Origin of the sequence: Demequina zhanjiangensis (assembly GCF_030418315.1) — a bacterium.
Taxonomy (GTDB): domain Bacteria; phylum Actinomycetota; class Actinomycetes; order Actinomycetales; family Demequinaceae; genus Demequina; species Demequina zhanjiangensis.
Window position 1 is genome coordinate 256,226 of the sequence record NZ_JAUHPV010000004.1, and the last position, 25,277, is coordinate 281,502.

General features: G+C 69.9%; 26 protein-coding genes. 16 read left to right on the forward strand and 10 right to left on the reverse strand.

Going from position 1 to position 25,277, the window contains the following annotated elements; genetic code table 11:
- The first annotated feature begins 93 nt into the window (after positions 1-93).
- A complete protein-coding gene (gene rnhA, locus QQX04_RS08395; RefSeq protein WP_436968472.1) occupies positions 94-546 on the forward strand; it encodes a ribonuclease HI in 453 nt (150 codons plus the stop codon).
- Positions 547-570: 24 nt separating this feature from the next.
- On the forward strand, positions 571-1,497 hold the full coding sequence (locus tag QQX04_RS08400; RefSeq protein ID WP_301128114.1) for an EamA family transporter: 927 nt from the start codon (positions 571-573) through the stop codon (positions 1,495-1,497).
- Between the two features lie 248 nt (positions 1,498-1,745).
- Here QQX04_RS08400 and QQX04_RS08405 read toward each other — a convergent pair whose 3' ends face one another.
- Together QQX04_RS08405 and QQX04_RS08410 are read right to left on the reverse strand one after the other, a co-directional pair.
- On the reverse strand, positions 1,746-2,507 hold the full coding sequence (locus tag QQX04_RS08405; protein WP_301128116.1) for an SDR family NAD(P)-dependent oxidoreductase: 762 nt from the start codon (positions 2,505-2,507) through the stop codon (positions 1,746-1,748).
- Between the two features lie 100 nt (positions 2,508-2,607).
- On the reverse strand, positions 2,608-3,576 hold the full coding sequence (locus QQX04_RS08410) for an MBL fold metallo-hydrolase (RefSeq protein WP_301128118.1): 969 nt from the start codon (positions 3,574-3,576) through the stop codon (positions 2,608-2,610).
- A 165-nt stretch (positions 3,577-3,741) separates the two neighbouring features.
- On the opposite strand from QQX04_RS08410, the gene QQX04_RS08415 reads away from it, so the two are divergent.
- The 8 genes from QQX04_RS08415 to QQX04_RS08450 all read left to right on the forward strand — a co-directional run bounded on the left by QQX04_RS08415 (position 3,742) and on the right by QQX04_RS08450 (position 11,927).
- Positions 3,742-4,107: a winged helix-turn-helix transcriptional regulator gene (locus QQX04_RS08415; RefSeq protein ID WP_301128120.1), complete on the forward strand. Its 366-nt coding sequence runs from the start codon at positions 3,742-3,744 to the stop codon at positions 4,105-4,107.
- Between the two features lie 91 nt (positions 4,108-4,198).
- A complete protein-coding gene (locus QQX04_RS08420; RefSeq protein ID WP_301128122.1) occupies positions 4,199-4,858 on the forward strand; it encodes a YigZ family protein in 660 nt (219 codons plus the stop codon).
- A 14-nt stretch (positions 4,859-4,872) separates the two neighbouring features.
- Positions 4,873-5,751 (forward strand): EamA family transporter, encoded by an 879-nt coding sequence (locus QQX04_RS08425; RefSeq protein WP_301128123.1) that lies wholly within the window; start codon positions 4,873-4,875, stop codon positions 5,749-5,751.
- A 37-nt stretch (positions 5,752-5,788) separates the two neighbouring features.
- On the forward strand, positions 5,789-6,772 hold the full coding sequence (locus QQX04_RS08430) for a Gfo/Idh/MocA family protein (RefSeq protein WP_301128125.1): 984 nt from the start codon (positions 5,789-5,791) through the stop codon (positions 6,770-6,772).
- A gap of 236 nt (positions 6,773-7,008) precedes the next feature.
- On the forward strand, positions 7,009-8,670 hold the full coding sequence (locus QQX04_RS08435) for a glycoside hydrolase family 13 protein (protein WP_301128127.1): 1,662 nt from the start codon (positions 7,009-7,011) through the stop codon (positions 8,668-8,670).
- 90 nt (positions 8,671-8,760) lie between these two features.
- A complete protein-coding gene (locus QQX04_RS08440; RefSeq protein WP_301128128.1) occupies positions 8,761-9,780 on the forward strand; it encodes a LacI family DNA-binding transcriptional regulator in 1,020 nt (339 codons plus the stop codon).
- Positions 9,781-9,901: 121 nt separating this feature from the next.
- Positions 9,902-11,266 carry a PQQ-dependent sugar dehydrogenase gene (locus QQX04_RS08445; RefSeq protein ID WP_301128130.1) on the forward strand — a complete coding sequence of 455 codons (1,365 nt, stop codon included), beginning with the start codon at positions 9,902-9,904 and terminating at the stop codon, positions 11,264-11,266.
- A 256-nt stretch (positions 11,267-11,522) separates the two neighbouring features.
- Positions 11,523-11,927: an arsenate reductase/protein-tyrosine-phosphatase family protein gene (locus QQX04_RS08450; RefSeq protein ID WP_301128131.1), complete on the forward strand. Its 405-nt coding sequence runs from the start codon at positions 11,523-11,525 to the stop codon at positions 11,925-11,927.
- 101 nt (positions 11,928-12,028) lie between these two features.
- Here the strand turns inward: QQX04_RS08450 and QQX04_RS08455 are convergent, their stop codons facing one another.
- Entirely contained in the window at positions 12,029-12,769 is a 741-nt protein-coding gene (locus QQX04_RS08455; RefSeq protein WP_301128133.1) for an NYN domain-containing protein, read from the reverse strand.
- Between the two features lie 175 nt (positions 12,770-12,944).
- Between QQX04_RS08455 and QQX04_RS08460 the strand changes: the two genes are divergently transcribed.
- Genes QQX04_RS08460 through QQX04_RS08470 form a run of 3 tightly spaced genes read left to right on the forward strand, consistent with a single transcriptional unit; the run spans position 12,945 to position 15,549 of the window.
- Positions 12,945-13,862, forward strand: coding sequence for a VOC family protein (locus QQX04_RS08460; RefSeq protein ID WP_301128135.1), 918 nt, complete (start codon positions 12,945-12,947; stop codon positions 13,860-13,862).
- On the forward strand, positions 13,859-14,503 hold the full coding sequence (locus QQX04_RS08465) for an alpha/beta hydrolase (protein ID WP_301128137.1): 645 nt from the start codon (positions 13,859-13,861) through the stop codon (positions 14,501-14,503). Before QQX04_RS08460 ends, QQX04_RS08465 begins: the two co-directional genes overlap by 4 nt.
- Positions 14,503-15,549 (forward strand): LLM class flavin-dependent oxidoreductase, encoded by a 1,047-nt coding sequence (locus QQX04_RS08470; protein WP_301128139.1) that lies wholly within the window; start codon positions 14,503-14,505, stop codon positions 15,547-15,549. Before QQX04_RS08465 ends, QQX04_RS08470 begins: the two co-directional genes overlap by 1 nt.
- A 27-nt stretch (positions 15,550-15,576) precedes the next feature.
- On the opposite strand, the gene QQX04_RS08475 is transcribed toward QQX04_RS08470, so the two are convergent.
- From QQX04_RS08475 to QQX04_RS08485, 3 genes are all read right to left on the reverse strand, one after another.
- Positions 15,577-16,032, reverse strand: a complete 456-nt coding sequence (locus QQX04_RS08475; protein ID WP_301128141.1) for a hypothetical protein — start codon at positions 16,030-16,032, stop codon at positions 15,577-15,579.
- A 130-nt stretch (positions 16,033-16,162) separates the two neighbouring features.
- Complete coding sequence (locus QQX04_RS08480; RefSeq protein WP_301128143.1) at positions 16,163-16,918, reverse strand: hypothetical protein; 756 nt, start codon at positions 16,916-16,918, stop codon at positions 16,163-16,165.
- Positions 16,911-17,510, reverse strand: a complete 600-nt coding sequence (locus tag QQX04_RS08485) for an RNA polymerase sigma factor (RefSeq protein ID WP_301128145.1) — start codon at positions 17,508-17,510, stop codon at positions 16,911-16,913. Before QQX04_RS08485 ends, QQX04_RS08480 begins: the two co-directional genes overlap by 8 nt.
- A 178-nt stretch (positions 17,511-17,688) precedes the next feature.
- Here QQX04_RS08485 and QQX04_RS08490 point away from each other — a divergent pair, with 178 nt between their 5' ends.
- The gene (locus tag QQX04_RS08490) at positions 17,689-18,024 is read left to right on the forward strand and encodes a hypothetical protein (protein WP_301128147.1); all 336 of its coding nucleotides are present in this window, start codon (positions 17,689-17,691) and stop codon (positions 18,022-18,024) included.
- Between the two features lie 608 nt (positions 18,025-18,632).
- Here QQX04_RS08490 and QQX04_RS08495 read toward each other — a convergent pair.
- Positions 18,633-21,326: a DEAD/DEAH box helicase gene (locus QQX04_RS08495; RefSeq protein ID WP_301128149.1), complete on the reverse strand. Its 2,694-nt coding sequence runs from the start codon at positions 21,324-21,326 to the stop codon at positions 18,633-18,635.
- A 152-nt stretch (positions 21,327-21,478) separates the two neighbouring features.
- Between QQX04_RS08495 and QQX04_RS08500 the strand changes: the two genes are divergently transcribed.
- On the forward strand, positions 21,479-22,534 hold the full coding sequence (locus QQX04_RS08500; protein ID WP_301128151.1) for an LLM class flavin-dependent oxidoreductase: 1,056 nt from the start codon (positions 21,479-21,481) through the stop codon (positions 22,532-22,534).
- On the forward strand, positions 22,531-23,205 hold the full coding sequence (locus tag QQX04_RS08505; RefSeq protein ID WP_301128153.1) for an NADPH-dependent F420 reductase: 675 nt from the start codon (positions 22,531-22,533) through the stop codon (positions 23,203-23,205). The genes QQX04_RS08500 and QQX04_RS08505 overlap by 4 nt, the downstream gene beginning before the upstream one ends.
- Here the strand turns inward: QQX04_RS08505 and QQX04_RS08510 are convergent.
- From QQX04_RS08510 to QQX04_RS08520, 3 genes are all read right to left on the reverse strand, one after another.
- Positions 23,174-24,061 carry a 3-methyladenine DNA glycosylase gene (locus QQX04_RS08510; RefSeq protein WP_301128155.1) on the reverse strand — a complete coding sequence of 296 codons (888 nt, stop codon included), beginning with the start codon at positions 24,059-24,061 and terminating at the stop codon, positions 23,174-23,176. The genes QQX04_RS08505 and QQX04_RS08510 overlap by 32 nt on opposite strands.
- A 78-nt stretch (positions 24,062-24,139) precedes the next feature.
- A complete protein-coding gene (locus QQX04_RS08515; protein ID WP_301128157.1) occupies positions 24,140-24,793 on the reverse strand; it encodes an NAD(P)H-dependent oxidoreductase in 654 nt (217 codons plus the stop codon).
- Positions 24,790-25,233 (reverse strand): MarR family winged helix-turn-helix transcriptional regulator, encoded by a 444-nt coding sequence (locus QQX04_RS08520; RefSeq protein WP_301128158.1) that lies wholly within the window; start codon positions 25,231-25,233, stop codon positions 24,790-24,792. Before QQX04_RS08520 ends, QQX04_RS08515 begins: the two co-directional genes overlap by 4 nt.
- Positions 25,234-25,277 lie beyond the last annotated feature (44 nt).

Below are 25,277 nucleotides of genomic sequence, written 5' to 3' on the forward strand. Positions count from 1 at the left end.
TGTCGTGTCCGGGTACCTGGTGGTCGCGCCCCGGGTACCTGGCGGTCGCCGACGCTGTCCGAGGCCCGCCCGACGTGTCGTCCCCGGTACCGTATGCGGGTGGCTGACGAGACTCTGACCAAGGTCGACATGTGGACCGACGGCGCCTGCAAGGGCAACCCGGGACCGGGTGGCTGGGGCGTGCTGATGCGCGCGGCGGGCAAGGAGAAGGAGCTCTTCGGCGGCGAGAAGGTCACCACGAACAACCGCATGGAGCTGATGGCGGTCATCGAGGGGCTCAAGACGCTGAATCGTCGCTGTGACGTCACGCTTCACGTGGACTCGCAGTACGTGAAGAACGGCGCCCAGTCCTGGATGAAGGGCTGGAAGAAGAACGGCTGGAAGACGTCCAACAAGCAGCCGGTGAAGAACGTGGAGCTGTGGCAGGCGCTCGACGAGCAGCTTCAGCGTCACGACATCACGTGGGTGTGGGTCAAGGGCCACGCGGGCGACCCGGGCAACGAGAAGGCCGACGAGCTCGCCAACCGCGGCACCCCCAAGGCCTAGGGCCGACGCGACAGTCGGCTGCTCATGAACCCTCGCCTCCTCGCCGTCGGTGCCTTGGTGCTGACGTCGATCCTGTGGGGGACGACGGGCACGGCGGCGACGTTCGCGCCCGACGCGGGACCCCTTGCGATCGGTGCGGCGGCGCTCGGCATCGGTGGGCTGCTTCAGGCGGCGATCGCCGTCCCGGCGCTGCGTCGGGACCGGGCGCGGCTGCGGGCCGACTGGCGCGTCGTCCTGATCGGCGGGCTCGCGGTCGCTGTCTATCCGTTGGCCTTCTACTCGTCCATGCATCTGGCAGGCGTCGCCATCGGGACGACGGTGTCGCTCGCCTCCGCGCCCCTCGCGGCGGGGCTTCTGGAGCGGGTGGTCGACGGGACTCGGCTCACGCGATCGTGGATGGTCGCCGCGGGGCTTGGTGTCGTGGGTGCCGCACTGCTCAGCGCCTCGGACCTCGAGGGGCATGCGGGGGCGGGCGACGGCACGGTATGGGGCGTGCTGCTCGGGCTCGTCGCGGGCGCGACCTACGCCACCTACTCGTGGGCCGCGCGTCGGCTCATGCAGGTGGGCTCGTCTCGGGGCGCGTCGATGGGGGCGGTGTTCGGCCTCGGCGGCCTGATGCTCATGCCCGTGCTGCTCGTGACGGGCGCGCCACTGGTGGCGACCTCGGAGGCGTTCGCGGTCGCGGCCTACATGGCGCTCGTGCCGATGTTCGCGGGCTACGTGCTGTTCGGCTTCGGCCTCGCGAAGGTCGGTGCCTCCACCGCGACCACGATCACGCTGCTCGAGCCTGCCGTCGCGGCGGTGCTCGCGTTCGTGGTCGTGGGGGAGCGGCTGGGGCCGCTCGGCTGGGTGGGCCTCGCGCTCATCGGCGTGGTGCTCGTGCTGCTGGCGTTCGCGCCGTCGGCCACGGACGACGCGACAGGCGAGCCGGAGCTGGAAGCCCGCCTCTAGCCGACGCCTCGAAGCGGGTCGCTCACCGTCGCTTTCGCGCCGTTTCGCTCCTGTCGGGGTCACCCACCGTCGCTTCGCCACCCGCGTCGACTGTGTCGGGAAAGCCAGTGCCCGTTCTGAGAAGTGTGTGCATCTGACTGGTATCCCAGTGCCCCTGGGGCGGGGCTCAGGCCGGCTTGCACCCACCTGGCGCACAGCACAGAGCGGGCGCATGGACCTTGGTCCACGCGCCCGCTCTGCGTTCCGGGTCAGCGGGCCAGGAGGCCTCCGTCGACCGGGATGTAGGAGCCGGAGATGAAGCTGGCCTGCGGCCCGGCGAGCCAGGCGATCGCGTCGCCGACCTCTTCGGGGCGGCCGAGCCGGTTGAGGGCGTGGAGGCCGGGCAGGGAGGCCGCGGTCTCGTCGTCCAGGTTCGCCTCCATGCCGGTGGCGATGAAGCCGGGGGCGACGGACAGGGCGCGGATGCCGTCCTTGCCGTACTCCCAGGCGACGGTTTGCATGAGGCCGACGACGGCGTGCTTGGCCGCGGAGTAGGGGGACATGCCGACCAGGGCGCGCTCGCCGGCGATGGACGACACGGTGATGATCGTGCCTCCGCCTGCGCGCTGGAGCGCGGGGATCTGGGCGCGGACGCCGTAGAAGGCGCCGGTGAGGTCCACGTCGATCACCTTGTGCCACTGGGCGTCGGTGACGTCGGCGGTGGGGGTGGACGGGATGGTGAGGCCTGCGTTGTTGATGGCGATGTCGAGTCCGCCGAACTCCTTCTCGGCGAGCGCGACGGCGGCCACGTGATCGTCGTTGCTGGACGCGTCGAGCGCCGCTGCGATGGCGACGCCGCCCGCAGCGGTGATCTCGTCGGCGGTGCGCTGCGCGGCCTCGAGGTTGATGTCGGTCACGAGGACCTTGGCGCCGTTGCGCGCGAGCGAGCGTGCGGAGGCGGCGCCGATGCCTGCCCCGGCGCCGGTGACGAGGGCGCGGAGCGGGGTGGTGGTCTGGTCTGTGGTGGTCATGGGAGTGCTCCTTCTGGGTTCGGGGACGACGGTGGTGGAGGTCTGGGCGCCGGGGCGGCCGGGGCGTGTGGTGCCCCGGCCGCGTCCGGGTGGCGCTGGATCAGCGGTGCTCGAACATCGAGAAGGCGACCATCTCGGCGTTCGGCTTCGTGGCGTCCTCGTATCCGTAGAGGTTCCCGTACTTGGGGCGGAGGGCGTTGACTGCCTCGGTAGCGATCTTGTCGATCCATGCGGCGAGGAAGCCGGTGTGGGCGTTGGCGTTCGGGTCGATGAAGCTCATGAAGTCGTTGCGACCCATGGACTCGCCGACGGCGGCGACCAGGTCCTCCATGAACGCGAGGTCGAAGTCGATGTCCTCGCGGTAGCCGACGTTGCCGTGGCCGCCGGAGAGGAACGTCCACTCGAGGTCACGGACCTGGCGGAGGTTCTCGGCGCTGAACAGGAAGCGCTCGTTGCCGGCGAAGCGCCAGAACGGGGGCTGGTCGGGGTTGATCAGGTCGGGGGAGTGGACCACGCCCTCCTCCTTGAGCAGCCATGCGGAGTGGTCGTCGGTGTGCGCGGCCCACTCGAAGCCGTGGACCTCGACGGTCAGGCCTTCGAAGGTGAACTGGGCGTTCGGCCAGGCGAGCACCTCGGTGGGCACCGGGTACTGGCTGCCGACGAGCTGCATCTTCTCGAGGGTCTTGGCGGTGCCGACGATGGTCAGCTCCTGTCCGCGCTCCTTGGCGGCGTCCACGAAGATGCCGACGTCCGCGATGTGGTCGGCGTGGTAGTGCGAGTAGACGACGTGCGTGACGGGCTTGTCGGTGACCTGTGCGATCGCTCCGGCGACCATCGGGGAGATGCCCTCGGGTGCGTCGAACAGGAGGACGGCGTCGTCGCCCACGTAGAAGATGGTCTGGTAGTTGAAGGCCTCGACCCAGTAGGTGCGCTCGGTGAGGCGCTGGACGACCGGGCCTGCCATGTTGGTGGCGTAGAGGTCGGCGACCTTGTTGCCGGGGGTGAGGGCCTGGGTGGCCGACGGCTGGACGTAGGTGGCGCCGATGGTGGATGCGACTTCTGCGGACATGGTCTGACTCCTGTTCTTCTGCATCAGTTCGCTGATGCGTTGTCGGTATGACAATGAGTACTAAGGCGGAAGCGGCGAGGTTCATTCCCGATCTGGACGAAATATGTTTTGAGAACGTATTGTTGTGCTCAGCAACCCACGAAGAAGACCCCGGAAGGAGGCGTCATGAGCGACCAGAAGAGCCCACGATGTCGCGTGGATGATGAGGACCTCGCCGAGATCCTGGACCTGCTCGCCAACCGCTGGACCGTCGTCACGGTCACCGCGCTCGAGCAGGGACGCAGCCGCTTCGGAGAGGTGCGCGACATGACAGGCATGAGCGCACAGCTCCAGTCCAAGACCCTCAAGCGGCTCGAGGCGTCGGGCCTCGTGGACCGCACCGTCTACGCCGAGGTGCCGCCTCGCGTCGAGTACGAGCTCTCCTCGCTGGGCGAGAGCCTCTGCCCCGTGATGCGTTCCATCAACGGCTGGGCCGACGAGCACGCGGACGAGGTCATCGCCGCGCGGGCCGCCCGCGCCGTCGACGCCTGAGCCTCCGCCACGGAGTCCCGGCGTCGGCTTCGCCCGGGGGAGCCTCGACGGGCGGCGCTGGCCCGATGCCTGCTGCCGATACCCTGCCTCAGTGACCTCCTCGCCGCTCCCGTCGACCATCGCGTCGCCGGTCGAGCACTCGCTGGAGATCAAGAAGTCGGTGTTCCTGGCCCACCTGGAGCCCGTGGGCTCCATGGAGGAGGCCGACGCCGTCATCGCCGCGATCCGCAAGGAGCACTGGGATGCGCGGCACCACTGCACGGCGCTGATCCTGGGCGACAATGCTGATCGGCAACGGTCGAACGACGACGGTGAGCCCGCCGGCACCGCAGGCGTGCCCATGCTCGAGGTGCTGCGGCACCGCCAGGTCACCGATCTGGTGGCCGTCGTCACCCGGTGGTTCGGCGGCACCCTCCTCGGCGCCGGGGGTCTGGTCCGCGCCTACGGCAGCGCCGTCTCCGAGGCGCTTGACCGCGCCACCGTCGTCGAGAGGGTGCCCCTGACGCGCTGCGTCATGGAGGTGCCCCACGCCGACGCGGGCCGCGTCCTGTCCTTCCTGCACCAGTGGGCCGGCTCCCACGCCGCCGTCCTCGACGAGCCGACCTACGTCGCCTCGGCCCACCTGACCGTGCACGCGAGCCCCGAGGACGTGCCCGTCCTACAGGCCGACGTGGCCTCGCTCACCCAGGGTGCGATCGCCGTCGTCCCTGGCGAGACGTCGATCGTCGACCGACCGGTCCAGGCAGGCTGAGGATGCCCGGGCGCGTGAATGCCGCGACGGTGGCGCCGTTCGCGGTCCTGCTCGGCCTCGTCTGCCAGGAGGCGGGCGCATCGGTCGCGGTGCTCGTGTTCCCCACGGCGGGGCCGATCGGCATGGTCGCGCTGCGCCTGCTGTTCTCCGCCGTCGTGCTCGTGCCGCTCGCGTGGCGCGGCCTGCGCGCCGGAGTGCTCGCGCATTGGCAGATCCTCGTGGGCTACGGCCTGTCGCTCGCGGCCATGAACGTCGTCTTCTACCTGGCGATCGACCGGATCCCGCTCGGCATCGCCGTCACGATCGAGGTGCTCGGCCCGCTCGCCCTGAGCGTGGTCGCGAGCCGCAGCCTCCGCGGCGTCCTCTGGGCCGTCACCGCGGCCGCGGGCGTGCTGCTGCTCGGCGGCACCGCGCATGACCTGGATCTGCTGGGTGTCCTGTTCGCCGCCGCGGCAGCGGTTCTCTGGGCCGTGTACATCCTCATGGCAAGGTCCGCGGGCGCCGCGCTGCCCGGCGTGACGGGGCTCGCCGCAGCCATGTCCCTCGGCGCGCTCGTCACCATGCCGTTCGCGCTCGCGGTCACCGGGACGACGCTGCTGCAGCCGCACGTGCTGGCGCTCGGCTTCGCGGTGGCGGTCCTGTCCTCGGCGATCCCGTATGGCATCGAGATCTCCGCGCTGCGGCACATGAAGGCGGAGACGTTCGGCGTGCTCATGGCGCTCGCGCCCGCCGTGGCCGCGCTGGCCGGGCTCGTGCTGCTGGATCAGGCGCTCACGTGGGGCGTGGTGGTCGGCATCGCGCTCGTCACCATCGCGGGCGCGGGCGCCGTCATGTCGGCCCGACGCGGCGCCTCCGCTTTCGCGGCGGGCCCAGAAGGAGCAGGCTTGCCGTAGGCGCCTCGACGGCGAGGCGCCGCGAGGGAGGCGCGTCATGGAGGACAGGCTGCGGATCGCGGTGGTCGGCACAGGCTGGTGGGGCGGCGAGCACGCCCGCATCTTCTCGCGCAGGCCGGACACCGAGCTGGTGGCGGTCGTGGGGCGGCGGCAGGAGAAGGCCGACGCGATGGCCGCGCAGTGGGGGACCCGTGGCTACACCGACCTGGACACGATGCTCGACGTGGAGCGGCCGGACATGGTGACGCTCGCGCTGCCGAACGAGGCGCACTACGAGCCGACCATGCATCTGATCGAGCGCGGCGTCCCGCTCCTGCTGGAGAAGCCCCTCGTGTTCCGCATGGCCCAGGCAGACGCGATCATCGCCGCCGCGGAGGAGCGGGACCTGTTCGTAGCGCTCAACTTCAACCACCGCTACGGCGAGCCGGTGCTGCGTGCCAAGGCGGCTATCGACGCGGGGGAACTGGGCGACATCGTGTTCGTGACGTGGAGGTTCGGAGGCGAGCCGAACTTCGGCACCGAACCGTTCGCGAACCTGGTGGAGACGCAGTGCCATGGGCTGGACATGCTCGAGCATCTCGCGGGCCCGATCCGTTCCGTCATGGCTCAGGCGACGGACAAGACGAATGCCGGCTTCTACACGACGCTCGCGGTCGCGGTGGAGTTCGCGAACCGGGCGGTCGGCTCGCTGGTCGGTTCCTACGACTCGTCCTACGCCTATCCGGACACCCAGTACATCGAGGTCAACGGCACTGAAGGCCGGTTGCTGGTCCAGGACACGGTGAAGCGGCTCACGCTCCAGAAGGCGGGCGAGGAGACGCGACAGGTGTGGGAACCGGGCTACTTCAACGATGAGGCGCGCACGTTCGTCTACACCTTCGATCGCCATGTGGACGCGATCCTCGCGGCGTTCAGGGCGGGGGAGGAGCCTCCCGTGCATGCGCGCGCCGGGCGTCGCGCGCTGGAGCTCGCCGAGGCGATCGTCGAGTCGTTCGAGAAGGGCGTGCGGGTCGACGTCTGAGCGCAGGCAGCACGCTCGGCGGTTGGCGGATAAGGAAACGTTTACATCACGATCTCGATCCGTCGTGCTCGGACTGCGCACCAACGGGCGAGATCGCCGCAAAGTTCCAGCAAATGTGGCTTGCCAAGGGACGTTGGAAGCGTTTACATTCCTGTTCGGGTCGTGAACGTCTCGACCCCGAGGCCGGCGTCTCCCGGGCGCCACCCCGCACGCGCAGCACCTCAAAGGGGAAGTCCATGACCGCGATCGACGAGGCCCGCACCACTGGCATCTCCACCGAGTGGTGGCGCACCGCGGTGATCTACCAGATCTACCCGCGCTCCTTCGCGGACGGCAACGGTGACGGCGTCGGCGACCTGCCCGGCATCGTCCAGCGCCTGGACAGCATCGCGGAGCTTGGGGCCGACGCGATCTGGCTCTCCCCGTTCTATGCCTCGCCGCAGCGCGACGGCGGCTACGACGTCTCCGACTTCACCGACGTGGACCCCCTGTTCGGCACGCTCGATGACGCGAGGGAGCTCATCTCCCAGGCGCACCAGCTGGAGCTCAAGGTCATCGTGGACATCGTCCCGAACCACACCTCCGACGAGCACCGCTGGTTCCAGGCCGCCCTCGCGGCCGAGCCCGGCTCGCCCGAGCGCGCCCGCTACCTCTTCCGCGACGGGCGCGGCGTGAACGGCGACGAGCCGCCCAACAACTGGCAGTCCGTCTTCGGCGGCCCCGCCTGGACCCGCATCACTGAGGCCGACGGCACCCCCGGCCAGTGGTACCTGCACCTGTTCGACAGCTCGCAGCCCGACCTTGACTGGTCCAACGAGGACGTGCGCCGCGACTTCGACGACATCCTCCGCTTCTGGCTCGACATGGGAGTCGACGGCTTCCGCGTGGACGTGGCCCACGGGCTCGTGAAGCAGGACGGGCTGCCCGACCACGACGTCGACCCCGAGGGCGGCTCCATGGGAGGCGACGACGACGCCCCCACCCCCTACTTCGGCCAGGAGGGCGTGCACGACATCTGGCGCCGCTGGCGTCAGGTGGTCGAGGAGTACGGGCGCGACCGCATCCTGGCCGCCGAGGCATGGATCCACCCGCTGTCCCGCATGGCCAAGTGGGTGCGGCCCGACGAGATGCACCAGGCCTTCAACTTCGCCTACCTCGCCGCCGAGTGGGACGCCGACGACCAGCGCCGCGTCATCACCGAGTCGCTCCGCGAGTTCTCCGCGGTGGGCGCGCCGAGCACCTGGGTGCTGTCCAACCACGACGTCGTCCGCCACGCGAGCCGCCTCGCGCTCACCGCCGAGAACCCGCAGGGCCACGGCATCGGGCCCGACTCGCCGGGCCTGCCCATCCCCGAGCTCGGACTCCGCCGCGCCCGCGCCGCGAGCCTGCTCATGCTCGCCCTGCCCGGCTCCGCCTACCTGTACCAGGGCGAGGAGCTCGGCCTGCCCGAGCACGTCTACATCCCGGACGACGCGCGCCAGGACCCCACCTGGTTCCGCACCGAGGGCGAGCGCTACGGCCGCGACGGCTGCCGCGTGCCGCTGCCGTGGACCGCCGACGAGCCGTCCTTCGGGTTCAGCCACGCGGGCGAGTCCTGGCTGCCTCAGCCCGAGGACTGGGCTGACCTGGCCCGCCACGCCCAGCGCGGTCAGCACGGCTCCACGCTCGAGATGTACCGCTCGGCGCTCTCGCTGCGCAAGGAGCTCGGGCTCGCGACCGGCGAGCTGCTGTGGGCGGACTCGGAGCCCGGCGTGCTCGCGTTCGAGTGCGGCGACGCGCTCGTCGTCACCAACTTCTCTGACGCTCCGGTGCCGCTCGGCACTGAGGAGGTGCTGCTCGCGTCGGCCCCCGTCGCGGACGTGCTCCCGCCCGACGCGACCGTGTGGCTGCGGCGCTGACCGCGCCGTCGGGACCGGGCCAGCTCTGGCGCCAGGGTGCGGCGAGCGTCGGCCACTAGGCTGGGCGACCAGACCAGGAGGGGAGGCGTGATGCCTGACATCGGCGACGTCGCCCGCCTGGCGGGAGTCTCCAACGCGACCGTCTCCCGCGCGCTCAGCGGACGGGGGTCGGTGTCGCCGCGCACCCAGGAGCGGGTCAGGGAAGCCGCGCGCGAGCTCGGATATGCGGTCTCTGCGAACGCCTCCGGACTGGCGAGCGGCAAGACTGCGAACGTCGGCGTCGTCGTGCCGTTCCTCTCCCACTGGTTCTACACGGCCGTGATCGAGGGCGCCCAGGCCGAGCTCACCGCACACGGCTACGACGTCACGCTCTACAACCTCATGGGCTCGGGCGACGAGCGCAGGGGAGTGTTCGAGCGGTCGCTCGCGCGCAAGCGAGTCGACGCCGTGATCGCCGTCAGCCTTGAGCTCACCGATGACGAGCTGGGGCTGCTGCGCGCCGTCGGCAAGCCCGTCGTGGGGGTGGGTGGACCGCTGCCCGGCAGCCCGTCCGTCGCGATCGACGACGTGGCCGTCGCCCGGCTCGCGACCTCGCACCTGATCGCGCTCGGGCACCGCACCATCGCGCACCTCGGGGGCGACCCGGCCACCGAGCGTGACTTCCACGTGCCGTCCAACCGCAGGCAGGGCTACGAGGCCGCTCTCAACGCAGCGGGCATCCCCGTCGATCCGCAGCTGTTCCACCCGACCGACTTCACGATCGAATCCGGCTACGCCTCCGCCAAGCGCATGTTCGCCGACCCCGACCACGTGCCCACCGCGATCGTCGCCGCGTCCGACGAGATGGCGATCGGCGCGCTCCTCGCTGCCCGGGATCTGGGCGTGCGTGTGCCGCAGGACCTCTCGATCGTCGGCATCGATGGGCACGGGCTCGCCGAGTTCTTCGGCCTCACGACCGTCGCGCAGTATCCCGAGCGGCAGGGCAAGGCCGCGGCGGAGGCGGTGATGCGCATGATGGACGGCGACGCATCGGAACCGACGCTCGCGCCCGTCGAGTTCGACCTCGTGGTCAGGTCCTCGACGGCGCGGCCTGCACGCTCCGAGCGCTGACCGGGGCACGCCGCACGGCTGCTTCCTTGCGCCGGCCTTGTGCTCGCCGGGCCGCCCGGCGTGTCGTGCGATCCTGCGTCGGGCCTGGTCTGCGCGCTTGACGTGTGCCTATCGTGCAGGCATGGTCCCCGCCATTCGAGTTCCTCGCCGCGCGCAGTTCGCCGCCGTGGCGGCTGTCGCGGCGCTGGCCCTTACCGCGTGCACGCCTGACGAGCCAGCGCCGACGCCTTCGACCAGCGCCCCGACCGAGCCAGTGGTCACCGCAGCGCCGTCGGAGTCGCAGTCCGCCGCGCCAGCGCCGATGGCGATCGGTGAGCTCGCCTCCGTGCCGCTGACGGTCGCCGACGGCGTCGACCCCGGGCCCGCGCAGGGGCGGTCGGTGAACCTCCCCGAGGGCTGGAGCGCCGAGGTGTGGACGGCCATCCCGGATGCGCGACTTGCCGCCTGGACCCCGGACGGTCGGTTGCTTGTCTCCTCGGGTGACTTCGGCGTCGTCCACGTGCTGACGCCGGGTCAGGGGGGTGAGGCGCCTGCGTCGTCGGTCATGCTGGACGGGCTCCGCAGCCCGCAGGGCCTTGCGTTCACGGATGACGGGGCGACCCTCGTGGTCGGCGAGTCGGACCGGCTGGTCGCGTACGACTACGCCGCGGGGGTCGCCTCTAACCCGCGCGTGATCCTCGACGGGCTGCCGTCGAACGGCCACGGGGCGAAGGCGGTCGCGATCTCGGAGGGCACCGTGTACTACAGCCTCGGTTCGCGCTCCAATCGCGAGCCGGCGGAGCGCGAGGCGAACCCCGAGCGGGCCGCCGTCGGGGCCGTGGGGCTCGATGGCTCAGGGAACCGTGTCTTCGCACGAGGGGTCCGCAACGGCTTCGCGCTCGACTTCGCGCCCGACGGCACCTTGTTCGTCGCCGTGAACCAGATGGATAACCTGCCGTACCCGTTCCAGGACGACTCGGGGCGCTTCGGCGAGGTATTCACCGAGTTCGTGAACGACAACCCGGTGGAGCAGCTGACGCGCCTTACCGACGGCATCGACCTGGGCTGGCCGCTGTGCGTCCCTGATTCGCGGGATGGCGTCACCGACGTGCCGTACGTGCCGGACGCGGAGTTCAACGCCGACGGCTCGCGGCTCGACTGCGGCGCCCTGCCGGCCACGCAGGTGGGGCTGCCCGCGCACAGTGCGCCGCTCGGGATGACCTTCACGCACGACACCGCGCTTGCCGACGTGCTCGGCGCCGGTGCGCTCGTCGGCGCGCATGGATCGTGGAACCGCACCCCGCCGCAGGAGCCCTACGTCGCCTTCGCTCCCTGGGATGACGCGACGGCGACGCTCGGCGCGGCGCAGTACCTGATGACGGGTTTCCAGGACGATGGCGGTGCGCGGTGGGGTCGGCCGGTGATGCCGGTAGTCGGCCCGGACGGGTCGGTGTACGTGACCGACGATCACGCCGGGCTGGTCTACCGGCTGACCCCCGGCCCCTAGCGAAGCGGGTCGCTCACCGTCGCTTTCGCGCCGGTTCGGCGCGTTGCGGGTCACTGACCGTCGCTTTCGCGCCGGTCTCGCAGGTTGCGGGTCACCCACCGTCGCTTTCGCGCCGGTTCGGCTCCTCGCGGGTCACTCAGCGCCGCCGGGCTCGCCAGGTTCACCTGCCGTCCACCTGCGCATGGCAGGCTGTGCGGCAGAAGCCGCCGACGCCCGTCTTGCCCTCGGACCGGCGCGGCCCGAGAGGAGTCCGACGATGAGCGACAAGCCCGCAGTGCTGTTCCTGTGCGTGAAGAACGGCGGGAAGTCCCAGATGGCCCTGGGCCTGTTCCTGCACTACGCGGGAGACCGCGCAGTCGCGTGGTCCGGCGGCTCCGAGCCTGCCGACCAGCTCAACGCGAAGGCAGTCGCCGCGATGGCCGCGCACGGCATCGACATCTCGCACGAGTACCCCAAGCCCTGGACGGACGACAGGATCAAGGCGGCCGACGTCGTCGTCACCATGGGCTGCGGCGACACGTGCCCGTACTTCCCCGGTCGACGCTACGAGGACTGGGCGATCGCGCCCGCCGACACCGAGGATCAACTCAAGGAGATCGACGGGCGTGTGCGCGAGCTGATGCTCAGCCTGGGCCTGGAGCCGGGCGACCCCGTCGCCTGACCCCTCCGAAGCGGGTCGCTCAGCGTCGCTTTCGCGCCGCTTCCGCTCGTTGCGGGTCACTGAGCGTCGCTCTCGCGCCGCTTCGCACGCTTCCGGGTTGCTCAGCGCCGCCCGGTCTGCTTCCGGCGCACATACGCGTTCGGCGACTTGCCCTCGCCCGCAGAGCGCGACTCGACCTGATAGTCGGGGTGCGCCTTCATCAGGTCGGTGAGCTTGCTGTATCCCCAGGTGCGGGAGTCGAAGTCGGAAGCGAGCCGCGACAGGTTGCTGCCGACGGTGCCCAACTGAGCCCAGCCGTCGTCCCCTCCGGCAGCCTCGACTGCCTCGGTGAGCAACTTGGTGAGCGCCTTGTCGTTCTTGAGGGACGACGACGCGCTCTCCTTGGGGGGAGCGGTGGGGGTCTCGAGGTTCTCGACGTAGATGAAGGTGTCGCACGCGGCGACGAACGGCTTGGGGGTCTTGCGCTCGCCGAAGCCGTAGACGGTGAGGCCCTGTTCGCGGATGCGCGCGGCGAGGCGGGTGAAGTCGCTGTCGCTGGAGACGAGGCAGAAGCCGTCGAGGTTGCCGGAGTGCAGCAGGTCCATGGCGTCGATGATGAGTGCGCTGTCGGTGGCGTTCTTGCCTGTGGTGTAGCTGAACTGCTGGATCGGCTGGACGGAGTGCTCGAGGAGCGTCGCCTTCCAGGATCCGAGCTGGGTGGAGGTCCAGTCGCCGTAGGCGCGGCGAACGCCGGCGGTGCCGTACTTGGCGATCTCGGCGAGCAGGCGCTCGAGGTGCTTGGCTCCCGCGTTGTCGGCGTCGATCAGGACTGCCAGGCGTGCGGTGCCGGTCGGCTCTGCCATGGTGGATCCTTTCGTGGGTCTGGTGTCGAGACTAGACCCGGCACGGGCGTCGTCCCTGTTCGCGCGGCCTGTCGAGCAGTGTCTGCGATAGATACTTGTAGGTACAACCAAATTGATGTATGTTCGTCACCAGAGGCGCCCGCACCGGGCGCGAGAGACACGAAGGACCCGCATCATGACGAACCAGACCACCACCGATCAGATCCTCTCCGCAGACACCACCATGGGCGCCGTCACCCTCCGTGTCGGCGACCTCGAGGAGATGTCCAGCTACTACACGCAGGCCTTCGCCATGGAGGCGCTCGAGGAGGCGACCCGCGGCCGCGAGGTTCACCGCGTCCTCGGTCGCGGCACGACTCCGCTCGTCCGCCTGATCCACACGCCCGACCTCCCCGGCGTCGACCCCCGCCAGGCCGGCCTGTTCCACACCGCCTTCCTGTTCGACACCCCGGAGAGCCTCTCCGCGACCGTCTACCGCGCCGCGCAGGACCCCCGCAGCCGCTTCGCCGGCTCGAGCGACCACCTGGTCAGCGAGGCCTTCTACTTCACCGACCCCGAGGGCAACGGCGTCGAGCTCTACACCGACCGCCCCCGCGAGACGTGGCGCCGCAGCGGCAACCAGATCGCGATGGACACCATCTACCTGGACCCGAACGCCTACCTCCAGAAGCACCTCACCGAGGAGACCGTGGCCGCGGGTCCGTCGCTCGCCGGCACCGTCGGCCACGTCCACCTGCAGGTGGGCGACGTGGCGACCGCCAAGGCGTTCTACGTCGACTCGCTCGGCTTCGAGACCACCCAGGCCGACTACCCGGGCGCGCTCTTCGCGTCGGCCGGCGGCTACCACCACCACATCGCGATGAACACGTGGAACAGCAGGGGAGCGGGCCCGCGCGCGGCCAGCCTGGGCCTGGGCGACGTCTCCATCACCCTGCCGACGCGCGAGGACCTGGACGCGCTCACCGTCCGCCTGCGCGACAAGAAGATCGACTTCGACGCCGACGGCCGCTCCGTCTCCGTCAAGGACCCGTGGGGCACGAACGTCACGCTCGCGCTGCCCGACGTCACCACCGACGAGCTGATGGCTCGATGACGGCCATCACCGAGGCGATCCGGTCGTCCGACGCTGCTGGCGCCGACGACCGCTCGCCGGTCCTCCTGCTCCTGCACGGCTTCGGCTCGCACGAGCGCGACCTCGTCGGCCTCGTCCCGCACGTCGGGTGGGGTCGACGCTGGGCCTCGCTCCGTGCACCGGTTCCCGCCGGTGCCGGCGCAGCCTGGTTCCCCATCACGCGCCCCGGCAACCCCGACGCTGCACCAGTCGAGGCCGCGACCGACGCGATCTGGGCCTGGGTGGACGCCAACCTGGGGGCTGACACCCCCGTCGTCCCTCTCGGCTTCTCGCAGGGCGGGCTCATGGCGAGCCAGCTCCTGCGCTCGCGGCCCGAGCGGGTCCCTGCGGCCGTCGTCCTCGGGGGCTTCGTGCTGGGGCACCCACAGCCCGGTGACACGGCGCTGCGTGACGCAGCCAAGCCCGTCTTCTGGGGCCGCGGCGCCGACGACCTGGTCATCGCGCCCGGCGCCGTCGACCGGACCGCCGAGTTCCTCCCGGAGCACTCCGCACTGCAGGCGCGCGTCTACCCCGGACTCGCTCACGGGATCGACGCGGCCGAGCTCGCCGACGTGCGCGAGTTCCTCGCCGCCGTGCCAGAGCTGCAGTCGCAGGACGCGTGATGTCGCTCGACAACCCGTTCGAGATCGGCATCTTCACCTTCGGCGAGCTCACCCGCGACGCCGATGGGAGGCCGATCGCGCCCGCGACCCGGCTGAAGGACCTGCTCGAATGGGCGCGCGTCGCCGACCAGGCGGGGCTCGACGTGTTCGGGGTCGGCGAGCATCACCGTGAGGACTTCGCGGTGTCGTCGCCCCAGATGGTGCTCGCCGCCGCCGCAGCCCAGACCGAGCAGATCCGCCTCACCAGCACCGTCACGGTGCTGTCCAGCTCCGACCCGGTGCGGATCCACGAGGACTTCGCGACGCTCGACCAGCTCTCGGGCGGGCGCGCCGAGATCACCGCGGGGCGCGGCGCGTACACCGAGTCGTTCCCTCTGTTCGGGCAGGAGCTCGAGCGCTACGACGAGTACTTCGAGGACCGTCTGGATCTGCTGCTTGCGATCCGCGACCAGGAGTCCGTGACGTGGGAGGGGTCCACGCGTGCGCCGCTGAGGGGCGCGGGCGTGTGGCCCCGACCGTTCCAGGAGAAGCTGCCGGTGTGGCTCGCCGTGGGCGGGACCCCCGCGTCGGTGGTGCGCGCGGGAGTGCTCGGCCTGCCGCTGTATCTCGCGATCTTGGGTGAGCCCGCGCGCTTCGCGCCGTTCGTCGAGCTCTACCAGCGGGCCGCCGCTCAGGCGGGGCGCGAGCCGAACCGCGTCGGCGTCACCTCGCACTTCTACGTGGAGAAGACCTCGCAGGGTGCGCGCGACACCTTCTACCCGCATTACTCCTCGTACATCGCGCAGAACATGCCTCGTGCCGGACGGCTGGACCACGCAGGCTTCGAGGCCTGGGCCTCACCCCAAGGGGCGCTCTTCGCCGGCAGCCCGGCGGAGATCGTCGACAAGATCCTGTGGGAGCACGAGGTGCTCGGCCACACGCGTTTCCTCGCACAGGTGGGGCTCGGCGGACTCGGTCAGGCGCAGACCCTGCGGTCCATCGAGCTGCTTGCGACCGAGGTGTTGCCGGAGGTTCGGTCGGCGCTCAGCGCGGCGCGGGTGGCCTGAGGCGGTCAGGGGCGTGAGGCGCTGCGGTCAGCAGTCGAACTCGACGGTGTCCTCGGTGGTGTTGCCGTCCGAGACGCCCCACGGTTCCCAGTAGACGACGTTCATCAGCCTCGCGCCGCCTGGGGTGTCGATCGCAACCGTGTCGTGGGTGACGGCTAGCCCGGAGTCGTCGACGGTGACGGTTCTCACCAGGAGGCCCGGCGTGTAGCTGTCGTGGCCCTCGTATGGCTGGGTGCAGACGACTTCGGGCTCGGCGGTGGGTGCGGTGCCTGCACCTTGGAGCAGTGCCTTGCAGTTCCCTAGCGACGAGCTCAGATCGCACAATGCCGCGGTGTCTTCGCGCGCGTCGTACGCCCGTGCGATGAGCGACTCGGCTTCGGCCACCTCGGGGATCCGTGCGTCCGATCCGTCCGAGCATGCTGCGAGGCACACGGCTGCCGACGCCACGACGACGGCGCGCACGGCCCATCTGTTGACGCTCATTCGTATCCCCCTCGGAGCGAAGTAGTCCGCATCCGCGGTCGCCCCAGAAGGCACGCTACTCCCGTGAGATGCTCGCGGATTCGCGCCTAGTTGCCGAGCCGAGCGCGGAGCCGCCTCTTCCCGCGCAGTCTCAGCCGACTTCGAACTCGCCGATGACGGTGACGCCGTCGCTCTGGTAGACGGGGATGTCTCCGATGCCGTAGCCAGGCTCCTGTTGCCGCTCCAGGGCTTCGGCTGGCGATGTCGGCTCTGGACCGTACACGGCCTGCAGGTCCTCGCGGCGGACATAGCCGAACAAGCCGTTCGTCGCCATTGCAGCGATGAGGTCCGGGTCTGCACCATAGGCCACCGTTCCATACGTCTCACCGCGTGCGTTGGTGGCGAGCGGTACGGACTCGTTCGACACGTAGGCCGCCGTAAGCGACCACGCCGCGTCGGCGGTCGTGGTGGTGACCGAGAGGTAGCCGTCGACCACTACGCCGAGAGGGAGTTGGTCACCCCCCGGCGCTTGGTAGTCGGCTGCCTCCTTGTCCGTGTAGAGGAAGCGGGTGCCGCCCGCGCCAAGAGCGAAGGTCCCTCCGGTGAGGGGCGTGAATGTGTACTCGACTGCGTCGGCGCCATCAGGCGCTTCCCCCAGGTACAGGCGTCCATCGCCGACGCCGGTCGTGCTGACCGTCGCGCCGAGCGTGGTGGAGACTTCCCCTCCGGGGATTCCGGCCAGCGTTGCTGTGGCCCCGCCCGCTCCAGCCAGGAGGGCGAAGGAAAGCCCGGCGACTACCCAGCTTCGGCGCCACCATGCTCGCTGTGGGCGCTTCGCACCGTTCGACGTGTCGACGAGTGCACTGCGCAGCCCGGCAGCGAAGACGGGGTCGAGTGTGTCAGCCATGCCGTGCCTCCTTCAGATCATCGAGTGGGGCCGTCCGGCCGAGGGAAGCGCGCACCTCAGAACGTGCCCGAGAGAGGCGCTTGCGCGCCGCAGCAGGAGTGATGCCCACCGCTTCGGCGGCCGCCGCTGACGACATGCCTTCCAGGGCGGTCAGAGCGAGGAGGCAGGCAGACGTCGCGGGCAAACGGCGAATCGCTGCCGCAACGTCCGGGTCGATGTGCTCGAGCAGCTCTGAGGACTCTGTAGCCAGGGCCTCGTCAGCGGAAGGTAGAGCCTCACTCCGGGGCAGTGCGTCGATGAGCGTCCGGTACCTCCGCGTGGACCGAGCGAGGTTGCGGCAGGCGTTCGTCGTGGTCGCGAGCAGCCACGGCAGCACCGAGTCCTCGACAAGTCGCACTTGGCTCCGCCTTCGCCACAACTCAAGGAACGCTGTGGCTGTCGCATCTTCGGCATCCTGACGATGCTTGAGGAGGTACAGGGCGTGGCGAAACACTCGAGCGCTGTGGCGATCGAAGAGCGCGCCGAGCGCCTCGCCGTCACCAGCGCATGCTCGCTCCCACTCGTCGGCGTCGCTCGCTGCAGGTACCCCCATGCTGAGTAGTGTCCAGCAGCGGCGGGTTTGTGACGTGGAATCGATTTGATTGCCAGTTCGGTTGCGTCATCCACCGAGCGCGGAGACCACGTGCGTCGGCAACCCGCGATTTGCCAATCCGCCCGCTACGTGTCGTGTACCAGGCTCGTCCGTCCGGCCAAGTGCGCATACTTGAACCATGTCTCGCACCGATGACGAACTCATCGCTGCGATCGCCAGTGCGCTCGACCCTGACCTTGAGTTGGTCCGCGACCGCGACGACGCGCTCGTCATCGTCGACGTATTGGCCTCCCGTGCCTGGCCCCTGTCATGCGTGCTGTCAGATCTGGCGCAACAGGTAGGGCGTCTCGAAGCGTCGGGGATGGAAGCGGGAGTCGGAGGCCAGCCCGGCTCTGGTGCCGTCTCGCCTGGAGTCGCGCTCCTGGCGATCCACCTCGAAGAAGCAATTCGGACCGCATCTCCCACTGCGAACCATCTAGAGCTGACAGCGGGCGGGGCGACTGCGCTGCCGTAGTCTCCGGACTATCTTGCCCCTTGACTGCGTGCAGTTCGTCTGGGATTGCGACACCTCTGGGCAAGCCCGCTAGTTGCCAATCCACCCGGTCGGTTCAGACGGCGTCGTGGCCGTTGCGCTAGCGCATCGCGTGGAACCAACTTGAGTCGAAGTCTCGGTCAACGGTCTCCTGGGACTCGATCCAAGCTCCCGATTTTGCTGCGTCACGTGCGGGGAAGCCTTGAGCCAGCAGCGTCTCTCGGACACCGTCGCCGACATGCGGATCAGTTCGCATCGCGTCACGCTCCGCGTCTGTCGTGACGCAGAGCCATGCGCTCGCGCTCCCATTAGTCGGAAAACTCGCCACCCAGCGCACGCGAATGACGCCGCGGGGACGGAACGTCTCCTCGAGGATCGGCGTGCACTTCTCGATGGTTCTCCACCGCGGGTCCGAAGCGCTGCTCATGACTGCAGGCTAGTGCGAGAGAAGCGCTGCCAATCCCGCCTGAGTCACGCCCTCGGGCACTCAGCTACCCGTCAGATGCACGCACTTCTCATTACAGGCACTCACGTACCCGGAACGGTGGGGGCGGGTGGCAGGGCGGCGGTGAGCGACCCGCTTGGGTGGGCTACTGCGGGCCCACGTGGAGGAGTTTCAGCACCGGCGCGCCCGCCTCGTCCGAGGCGTCCAGATCCACGAGCGCGATGATTGCCCAGTCGTGGTCGCCGTCGCGGTCGTCGATCACCTGGCGCACGACCCAGGTGCCCTCGGGCAGCGAGGCGTCGCGTGTGACCGCCAGGGCTGCGAGCGCATGCCCAGCCGAGTGATCGCCTCCAGGCTCCACGAACGTGAGCAGCGCGGCGGAGCGGGCGTCGGGGCCGATGCCGATCGCGTCGTCCCCTTGGGCCTCGAACAGCGGGTCCAGGGCGTCGCGCCAGGCATCGGCGTTCCAGCCGGAGCTGCCATCCAGAGCCCCAAGAGCGGCGTAGTCCTCCCGCGCGGCGAGCTCCACGCGGCGGAACATCGCGTTGCGCACGAGCCGGCGCAGCACGCGCGGGTTGCCGGTCATCGGGCGGGCCGGTCCCGAGTCGGAGCCGAGCGCCGGGACCGAGGCGGGGTCGGCGTCGTCGGCGATGACGGCGTCGGGGTTCATGAGCCGTTCCCACTCGTCGAGCAGCGACGAGTCGGTGGACCGGACGATGCCGCCGAGCCACTCGGTGATCGCGACCACGTCGTCGGTGCGGTGCTCCTCGGGGACCGTCTGGCGCATGGCGCGGTAGGCCTCGGCGAGGTAGCGCAGGACGACGCCCTCGGTGCGCTCGAGCCCGTAGGCGGAGATGAGGTCGCCGAAGGACATGGCCTTCTCGAGCATGTCCCGCACGATCGACTTCGGTGACAGTTCTGCGTCGAGGATCCAGGGATTCGCGCGCTTATACGTCACGAACGCGGGCTCGAGGAGGTCGGCGAGCGGCTGAGGCCACGTGATCTCCTCCATGAGCTCCATGCGCTCCTCGTACTCGATGCCGTCGGCCTTCATGGCGGCGATCGCCTCGCCACGCGCCTGGTTCTGCTGTGCGATGAGCAGCTGGCGGGGGTCGGACAGCGTCGACTCGATGACGGAGACGACGTCGAGCGCGTGGTCGGGCGCGTCCACGTTGAGAAGGTCCATCGCGGCGAGCGCGAACGGCGAGAGGGGCTGGTTGAGCGCGAAGCCCTTGGGCACGTCGACCGTGAGCTTCACGGAGGGGCGCCAGCCGCTCGGCCGCGACGCGTCGGGCACCCGCACCTTCTCTACGACCCCGGCGACGCGGAGCGAGCGGTAGATCCGCAGCGCCTGCCGGACGTGTGCCGACTTCTGCGTATCGGTCTCGTGCACGGACTCGAGCAGGTGCTTCATGGCGAGCACCGGGTCCTCCGCCTCGCGGTCCAGCCACGGGTTGGGCAGGCCGCGCGACAGGATGTTCAGCACCATCGCGTGGGTGACGGAGAACCGGCTGACGAGCGCCTCGGGCTCGGCGTCGCGGAGTCGCTCGAACGTCGCGTCGGTCCAGTTCACGGAGCCGGCCGGTGCGCTCTTGCGGACGATCTTCTTGCGCTTCTTCGGGTCGTCCCCGGCCTTGAGCAGCGCCTTGCGGTTCTCGATGACGTGCTCGGGTGCCATCGCGAGCACGTCGCCCTCGGTGTCGAACCCTGCGCGGCCCGCGCGCCCGGCGATCTGGTGGAACTCGCGCGCGGTGAGGTGGCGCATGCGCTCGCCGTCGTACTTCACGAGCGAGGTGAGCAGGACGGTGCGGATGGGGACGTTGATGCCGACGCCCAGGGTGTCGGTGCCGCACACGACCCTGAGGAGCCCCTGCTGTGTGAGGCGCTCGACGATCCGCCGGTACTTGGGGAGCATGCCGGCGTGGTGGACGCCAACGCCTGCGCGCAGGAACTTGCTGAGCGTCTTGCCGAAGCCAGTGCCGAAGCGGACGCCGTCGAGCGCGTCGGCGATGCGTGCCTTCTCCTCCTTGGAGGACACCTTCATGCTCAGCAGCGCCTGCGCCCGCTCCACGGCGTCCTTCTGCGTGAAGTGGACGATGTAGACGGGGGCCTTGCCCGTCTCGACGATGCGCTCGACCACCTCGGGCAGCGGTTCGACGATGTACTCGAAGCTGAGGGGCACGGGCCGTTCTGCGGTGGTCACTTCGGCGACGTCGCGGTCGGAGCGCGACTTGAGGTCCTCGACCAGCCAGGACGTGTCGCCGAGCGTGGCTGACATCAGCACGAACTGAGTGTCGGGCAGCTCGAGCAGCGGCACCTGCCATGCCCAGCCGCGCTGCGGGTCGGAGTAGAAGTGGAACTCGTCCATGACGACGAGCGCGGCGTCGGTCGCGTTGCCGTCGCGCAAGGCGAGGTTCGCCAGGATCTCGGCGGTGCAGCAGATGATCGGAGCGTCCGGGTTGACGGCGGAGTCGCCCGTCATAAGGCCGACGTTCTCCGACCCGAAGAGGTCGATCAGCGCGAAGAACTTCTCGCTCACCAAGGCCTTGAGCGGTGCCGTGTAGAAGGTGCGTCCGCCCACGCCCGCGCGGTAGTCGGCGAGCGCCGCGAAGTGCGCCCCCGCGGCCACGAGCGACTTCCCGGACCCGGTGGGGGTGGCGAGGATGACGTGCGACCCGGAGACGATCTCCATGAGCGCCTCGTCCTGATGCGGGTACAAGGGCAGCCCGTCCTCGGCGGCCCACTCGGCGAACGCCTCGTACAGCGCGTCGGGGTCGGGTTCGACGCCCTTCACGAAGTCGGGCATGCGGGCGATCAGGGGCGCGTCGGTGGAAGTCATCGCGTCCATTGTCCCGTGCGTAGCGTGCGCGGCGGTCATGCGGGCCGAGCCAAGGCGGAACGAGGGGTGGAGCCCAGGAATATCGCGGCCCTTCCAGACGCTCATTACATGAGAAATCAAGTAATCGCGTCACCTTGGAGGGCCCCGCCACCATGAGCATCCCCGCGTCCGACGTCCAGTTCGGCATCGAGACCTTCGGCGACCTGCCGCTGCACGACTCCGGCGAGCCGATGTCGCACGCCGCGTCGATCCGCCAGGTGGTGGACGAGGCCGCGCTCGCGGACCAGATCGGGATCGACGCCGTCGCGCTGGGGGAGCACCACCGGTCCGACTTCGCCATCTCCTCGCCCGAGATGGTGCTCTCCGCAATCGCGTCCCGCACCGAGAAGGTGAGCCTCGGCTCCGCCGTCACCGTCTTGTCCTCCGACGACCCGGTGCGCGTCTTCCAGCGCTTCTCCACCCTCGACGCCGTCTCGAGCGGCCGCGCCGAGGTGATCCTGGGCCGCGGCTCCTTCACTGAGTCCTTCCCGCTGTTCGGCTACGACCTCCAGGACTACGAGGTGCTGTTCGAGGAGAAGCTGGGCCTCTTCTCGGAGCTCCTGACCGAGCAGCCCGTCACCTGGGAGGGCACCACCCGCGCGTCGCTCCACGAGGCCGATGTGTTCCCCAAGACCGACTCCGGCGCCCTCAAGACGTGGGTCGGCGTCGGCGGCTCGCCCGAGTCCGTCGTTCGCACCGCCCGCTACGGCTTCCGTCTCATGCTCGCCATCATCGGCGGCGACCCGGGCCGCTTCGCGCCGTACATCGACCTGTACCAGCGCGCGACCGACCAGTTCGGCACCACCGCCCACCCCGTCGGCATGCATAGCCACGGCTTCGTGGCCGCGACCGACGAGGAGGCGCGCGAGTCCTACTACCCCGGCTACAAGGCGATGATGGACCGCATCGGTTCCAGCCGCGGCTGGCCGCCCCTGCAGCGCGCCCAGTTCGACGCCGAGGTGGAGTACGGCTCGCTGTACGTCGGATCCCCCGAGACCGTCGCGAAGAAGATGGCGGCCGCGATCGGCGGGCTCGGCGTCGGCCGCTTCGACCTGGTGTACACCGGCGGCGGCGCGGTTCCCGCGTCCACCCGCATGCGTGCCGTCGAGCTGCTGGGCACCGAGGTGTTCCCGCGCGTGCGCGAGCTGCTTGCGGACGGTGCCAAGTGACGGCCCACGCGCAGATCCGCACCGTCGGGATCCTGGGCGCCGGCAAGCTCGGCACGGTCCTGGCGCGCCTCGCGGTGGCCGCCGGGTACGACGTGGTGGTCGCCGGCTCGGGGGACCCCGAGCGGATCGCGCTCACCATCGAGGTGCTGGTGCCGGGTGCACGCGTCGCCACGGCCGACGAGGCGGTCGCCGAGTCCGACGTCGTCATCCTCGCGCTCCCGCTCGGCAAGCACCACGTGCTTCCCGCCGACCTGTTCCACGACACGCTCGTCGTCGACGCCATGAACTACTGGTGGGAGGTCGACGGCATCCGCGACGACCTCACCGACCCGGCCACCTCGTCGTCCGAGATCGTCGCGCGCCACCTCGCAGGCGCCCGCGTCGTCAAGGGGTTCAACCACATGGGCTACCACGACCTCGAGGACGGACCCCTGCCTGCAGGGTCAGACGGCCGACGCGCCATCGCGCTCGCGGGCGACGTGCAGGCCGACGTGACGACGGTGGGGCACCTGGTCGACTCGCTCGGCTTCGACCCCGTACCGATCGGGGGTCTCGCGCAGGGTCGCCACCTGCAGCCGGGCACGCCTGCGTTCGGCGCGAACGTCGGCGCACCCGAGCTGCTGGAGCTGGTGGGCGACTCTATGCAGTCGCAGCCGCACGCAGCGCACTGATCGCGCCGAGCAGCCGCTCGCGCAGGACGCCGCCCCGCTCCGAGAACTCCCGCTGGCGCTCCACGTACTCGCGCTTGCCGACAGGGGTCTCGATCGCGATCGGCTCGAGGCCGTACGAAGAAACGTCGTAGGGCGACGCCTGCATGTCCACCTGACGCACGTCGAGCGCGAGCCTGAACGCGTCGAGCGTCACCGCTGACGGCACCGCGGGCGCAAGCTTCATCGCCCACTTGTAGAGGTCCATGTTCCCGTGGAGGCAGCCGGGCTGCTCCATGGCGGGCACGCTCTCCCGCGTGGGCTGGAGCTCGTTCAGCGGTGCGGCCTCGGGCGTGAAGAACCGGAAGGCGTCGAAGTGCGAGCAGCGAATCGGGTGCGACTCGACCACGGCATCGGTCCCGGAGGCGCCCAACCGCAAGGGGAGCGGGTGGCGGCGATCGTCCTCGTCCATCCGGTAGACCATCGCCCACTCGTGCAGCCCGAAGCAGCCGAACGAGGCGGGCCGCCCCGCAGTGCGGGCGAGCAGTGCGGCCACGTAGTCGACCATCCCGCCGCGCGCCTCCATGAAGGCGTCGACGTCCATCCGGGTGAGCCCGTCGTCGGTGCGATAGAAGCGCCAGCCTGCATGCGCGTCGGCCGCCTCCAGGGCGATACCGACGCCAGGGTGCCAGCGGGCGAGCTGGGCGGGCTTGGTCGAGTAGTACTCGTAGAGGAAGTCCTCGATCGCGTGACGCTCGCCACGGGAGGCGCGTTCACGTCGGCCAGCCGTCAGTGTGTCGGCCGATGAGGCGTGAGCGGCGGCGAGCGGCTCCCACTCGGCGCGCGTCAGCGTGCGCACGGCGGGGGAGTCGACGGTCATGCGCACCATTGTCGCAAGGCTCGCCGCCGCGTCGATCCCGGTGGGTGAACGGGGAGCGACGCGGCGGCGATCACCAGATCAGGCGTCGACGAGGGCGCGAGCCTGCAGCATGTTCTTGGAAGGGTTCGGGGTGCGCTTCGCATCCGTGGCCCCGTCGCGGCCGATGCGGGCGATCCACTTCTGGCGGGTGGCGAGGCTCGAGCCTCGAACGCTCGCGAAGTGGCGCACGCCGACGGTCTTGATGCCCGTGTACCAGAGCGTCGCCGTCTTCACGGAGGCGATCGACGCGTCGTGGTAGGCGATCTTGGCGAAGAGCCGAGGGCTGTCGGACGTGTGTGTGATGCGCGCGGTGCGGCCCTTGAGCCCGCGCACCCAGTCCGACGCCTTGGCGCGGGAGGCGTACGCGTCGCCCGAGAGGAGGACGCGGTCGAAGAACTGCTTGAGCACCGCCGGATAGGTCCCCCACCACATGGGATAGAAGAGCGCGAGGTGGTCGGCGGCGCGGACACGCGCCAGGTAGTCCTCGACGTGGGCGTCGATCGTCTCCGGGGAGCCGGCGCGCGCCCGGCGCACATCGCTGAGAGTGCGCGGGTGGTCGGGAGAGGCGTCCTCCGCGAGGTCGATCACGTCGACGTTCGCCCCGGCGTTGCGGGCGGACTCGGCGTACTCGTGGGCGAGGGCGTGGTTGAGGCTGCCCGCAAACGGGTGGCCGATGATGACGAGGATATTCATAGCCAGGGATCTTCCGTGTCGAGGAGTCGGGTGTTGAGGGTGGTCAGGAAGCCGTGGAAGCGTGCGAGCTCGGCGGGGTCCACGTTGTCCTCGCCGAGCACCTCGGAGAGGGTCTTCTCGAGCAGGGCGTTCCCGGTCACGATGACGTCGCGGCCCTTCTCGGTGAGCTGGATGCGCAGCCGTCGTCCGTGCTCGGGGTCGGGACCGACGGTGAGCCAGCCCTCGTCGGTCAATGAGGGCAGCCGCTTGGAGACGGCGGCCTTGGAGATGTAGAGGCACGAGGCGAGCTCGGTGACGTCGGTGGGTTCCTCGTCGGCCACGATCGCGAGGAACTGGAAGAGGTTGAAGGAGATGCCGAGCTCGGACCTGAGCACCGTGTCGGCGCGGTGGTCCATGCGGGCGATCACCTCGTGGAGCATGTAGGTGAGCGGGAGCAACATGGTTCTATGTAAACCGGTAAACAACTTGATGTCAACAGGTTGAC

What these genes read in the sequence shown, in the direction of transcription:
- QQX04_RS08480 (WP_301128143.1), bottom strand. Translation starts at nt 16,918, where the DNA reads ATGGCTGACACACTCGACCCCGTCTTCGCTGCCGGGCTGCGCAGTGCA.
- QQX04_RS08445 (WP_301128130.1), top strand. Translation starts at nt 9,902, where the DNA reads ATGGTCCCCGCCATTCGAGTTCCTCGCCGCGCGCAGTTCGCCGCCGTG.
- QQX04_RS08400 (WP_301128114.1), top strand. Translation starts at nt 571, where the DNA reads ATGAACCCTCGCCTCCTCGCCGTCGGTGCCTTGGTGCTGACGTCGATC.
- QQX04_RS08520 (WP_301128158.1), bottom strand. Translation starts at nt 25,233, where the DNA reads ATGTTGCTCCCGCTCACCTACATGCTCCACGAGGTGATCGCCCGCATG.
- QQX04_RS08475 (WP_301128141.1), bottom strand. Translation starts at nt 16,032, where the DNA reads ATGAGCGTCAACAGATGGGCCGTGCGCGCCGTCGTCGTGGCGTCGGCA.
- QQX04_RS08490 (WP_301128147.1), top strand. Translation starts at nt 17,689, where the DNA reads ATGTCTCGCACCGATGACGAACTCATCGCTGCGATCGCCAGTGCGCTC.
- QQX04_RS08485 (WP_301128145.1), bottom strand. Translation starts at nt 17,510, where the DNA reads ATGGGGGTACCTGCAGCGAGCGACGCCGACGAGTGGGAGCGAGCATGC.
- QQX04_RS08440 (WP_301128128.1), top strand. Translation starts at nt 8,761, where the DNA reads ATGCCTGACATCGGCGACGTCGCCCGCCTGGCGGGAGTCTCCAACGCG.
- QQX04_RS08515 (WP_301128157.1), bottom strand. Translation starts at nt 24,793, where the DNA reads ATGAATATCCTCGTCATCATCGGCCACCCGTTTGCGGGCAGCCTCAAC.
- QQX04_RS08500 (WP_301128151.1), top strand. Translation starts at nt 21,479, where the DNA reads ATGAGCATCCCCGCGTCCGACGTCCAGTTCGGCATCGAGACCTTCGGC.
- QQX04_RS08470 (WP_301128139.1), top strand. Translation starts at nt 14,503, where the DNA reads ATGTCGCTCGACAACCCGTTCGAGATCGGCATCTTCACCTTCGGCGAG.
- QQX04_RS08405 (WP_301128116.1), bottom strand. Translation starts at nt 2,507, where the DNA reads ATGACCACCACAGACCAGACCACCACCCCGCTCCGCGCCCTCGTCACC.
- QQX04_RS08450 (WP_301128131.1), top strand. Translation starts at nt 11,523, where the DNA reads ATGAGCGACAAGCCCGCAGTGCTGTTCCTGTGCGTGAAGAACGGCGGG.
- QQX04_RS08510 (WP_301128155.1), bottom strand. Translation starts at nt 24,061, where the DNA reads ATGACCGTCGACTCCCCCGCCGTGCGCACGCTGACGCGCGCCGAGTGG.
- QQX04_RS08465 (WP_301128137.1), top strand. Translation starts at nt 13,859, where the DNA reads ATGACGGCCATCACCGAGGCGATCCGGTCGTCCGACGCTGCTGGCGCC.
- QQX04_RS08410 (WP_301128118.1), bottom strand. Translation starts at nt 3,576, where the DNA reads ATGTCCGCAGAAGTCGCATCCACCATCGGCGCCACCTACGTCCAGCCG.
- QQX04_RS08435 (WP_301128127.1), top strand. Translation starts at nt 7,009, where the DNA reads ATGACCGCGATCGACGAGGCCCGCACCACTGGCATCTCCACCGAGTGG.
- QQX04_RS08415 (WP_301128120.1), top strand. Translation starts at nt 3,742, where the DNA reads ATGAGCGACCAGAAGAGCCCACGATGTCGCGTGGATGATGAGGACCTC.
- QQX04_RS08430 (WP_301128125.1), top strand. Translation starts at nt 5,789, where the DNA reads ATGGAGGACAGGCTGCGGATCGCGGTGGTCGGCACAGGCTGGTGGGGC.
- QQX04_RS08455 (WP_301128133.1), bottom strand. Translation starts at nt 12,769, where the DNA reads ATGGCAGAGCCGACCGGCACCGCACGCCTGGCAGTCCTGATCGACGCC.
- QQX04_RS08460 (WP_301128135.1), top strand. Translation starts at nt 12,945, where the DNA reads ATGACGAACCAGACCACCACCGATCAGATCCTCTCCGCAGACACCACC.
- rnhA (WP_436968472.1), top strand. Translation starts at nt 94, where the DNA reads ATGCGGGTGGCTGACGAGACTCTGACCAAGGTCGACATGTGGACCGAC.
- QQX04_RS08495 (WP_301128149.1), bottom strand. Translation starts at nt 21,326, where the DNA reads ATGACTTCCACCGACGCGCCCCTGATCGCCCGCATGCCCGACTTCGTG.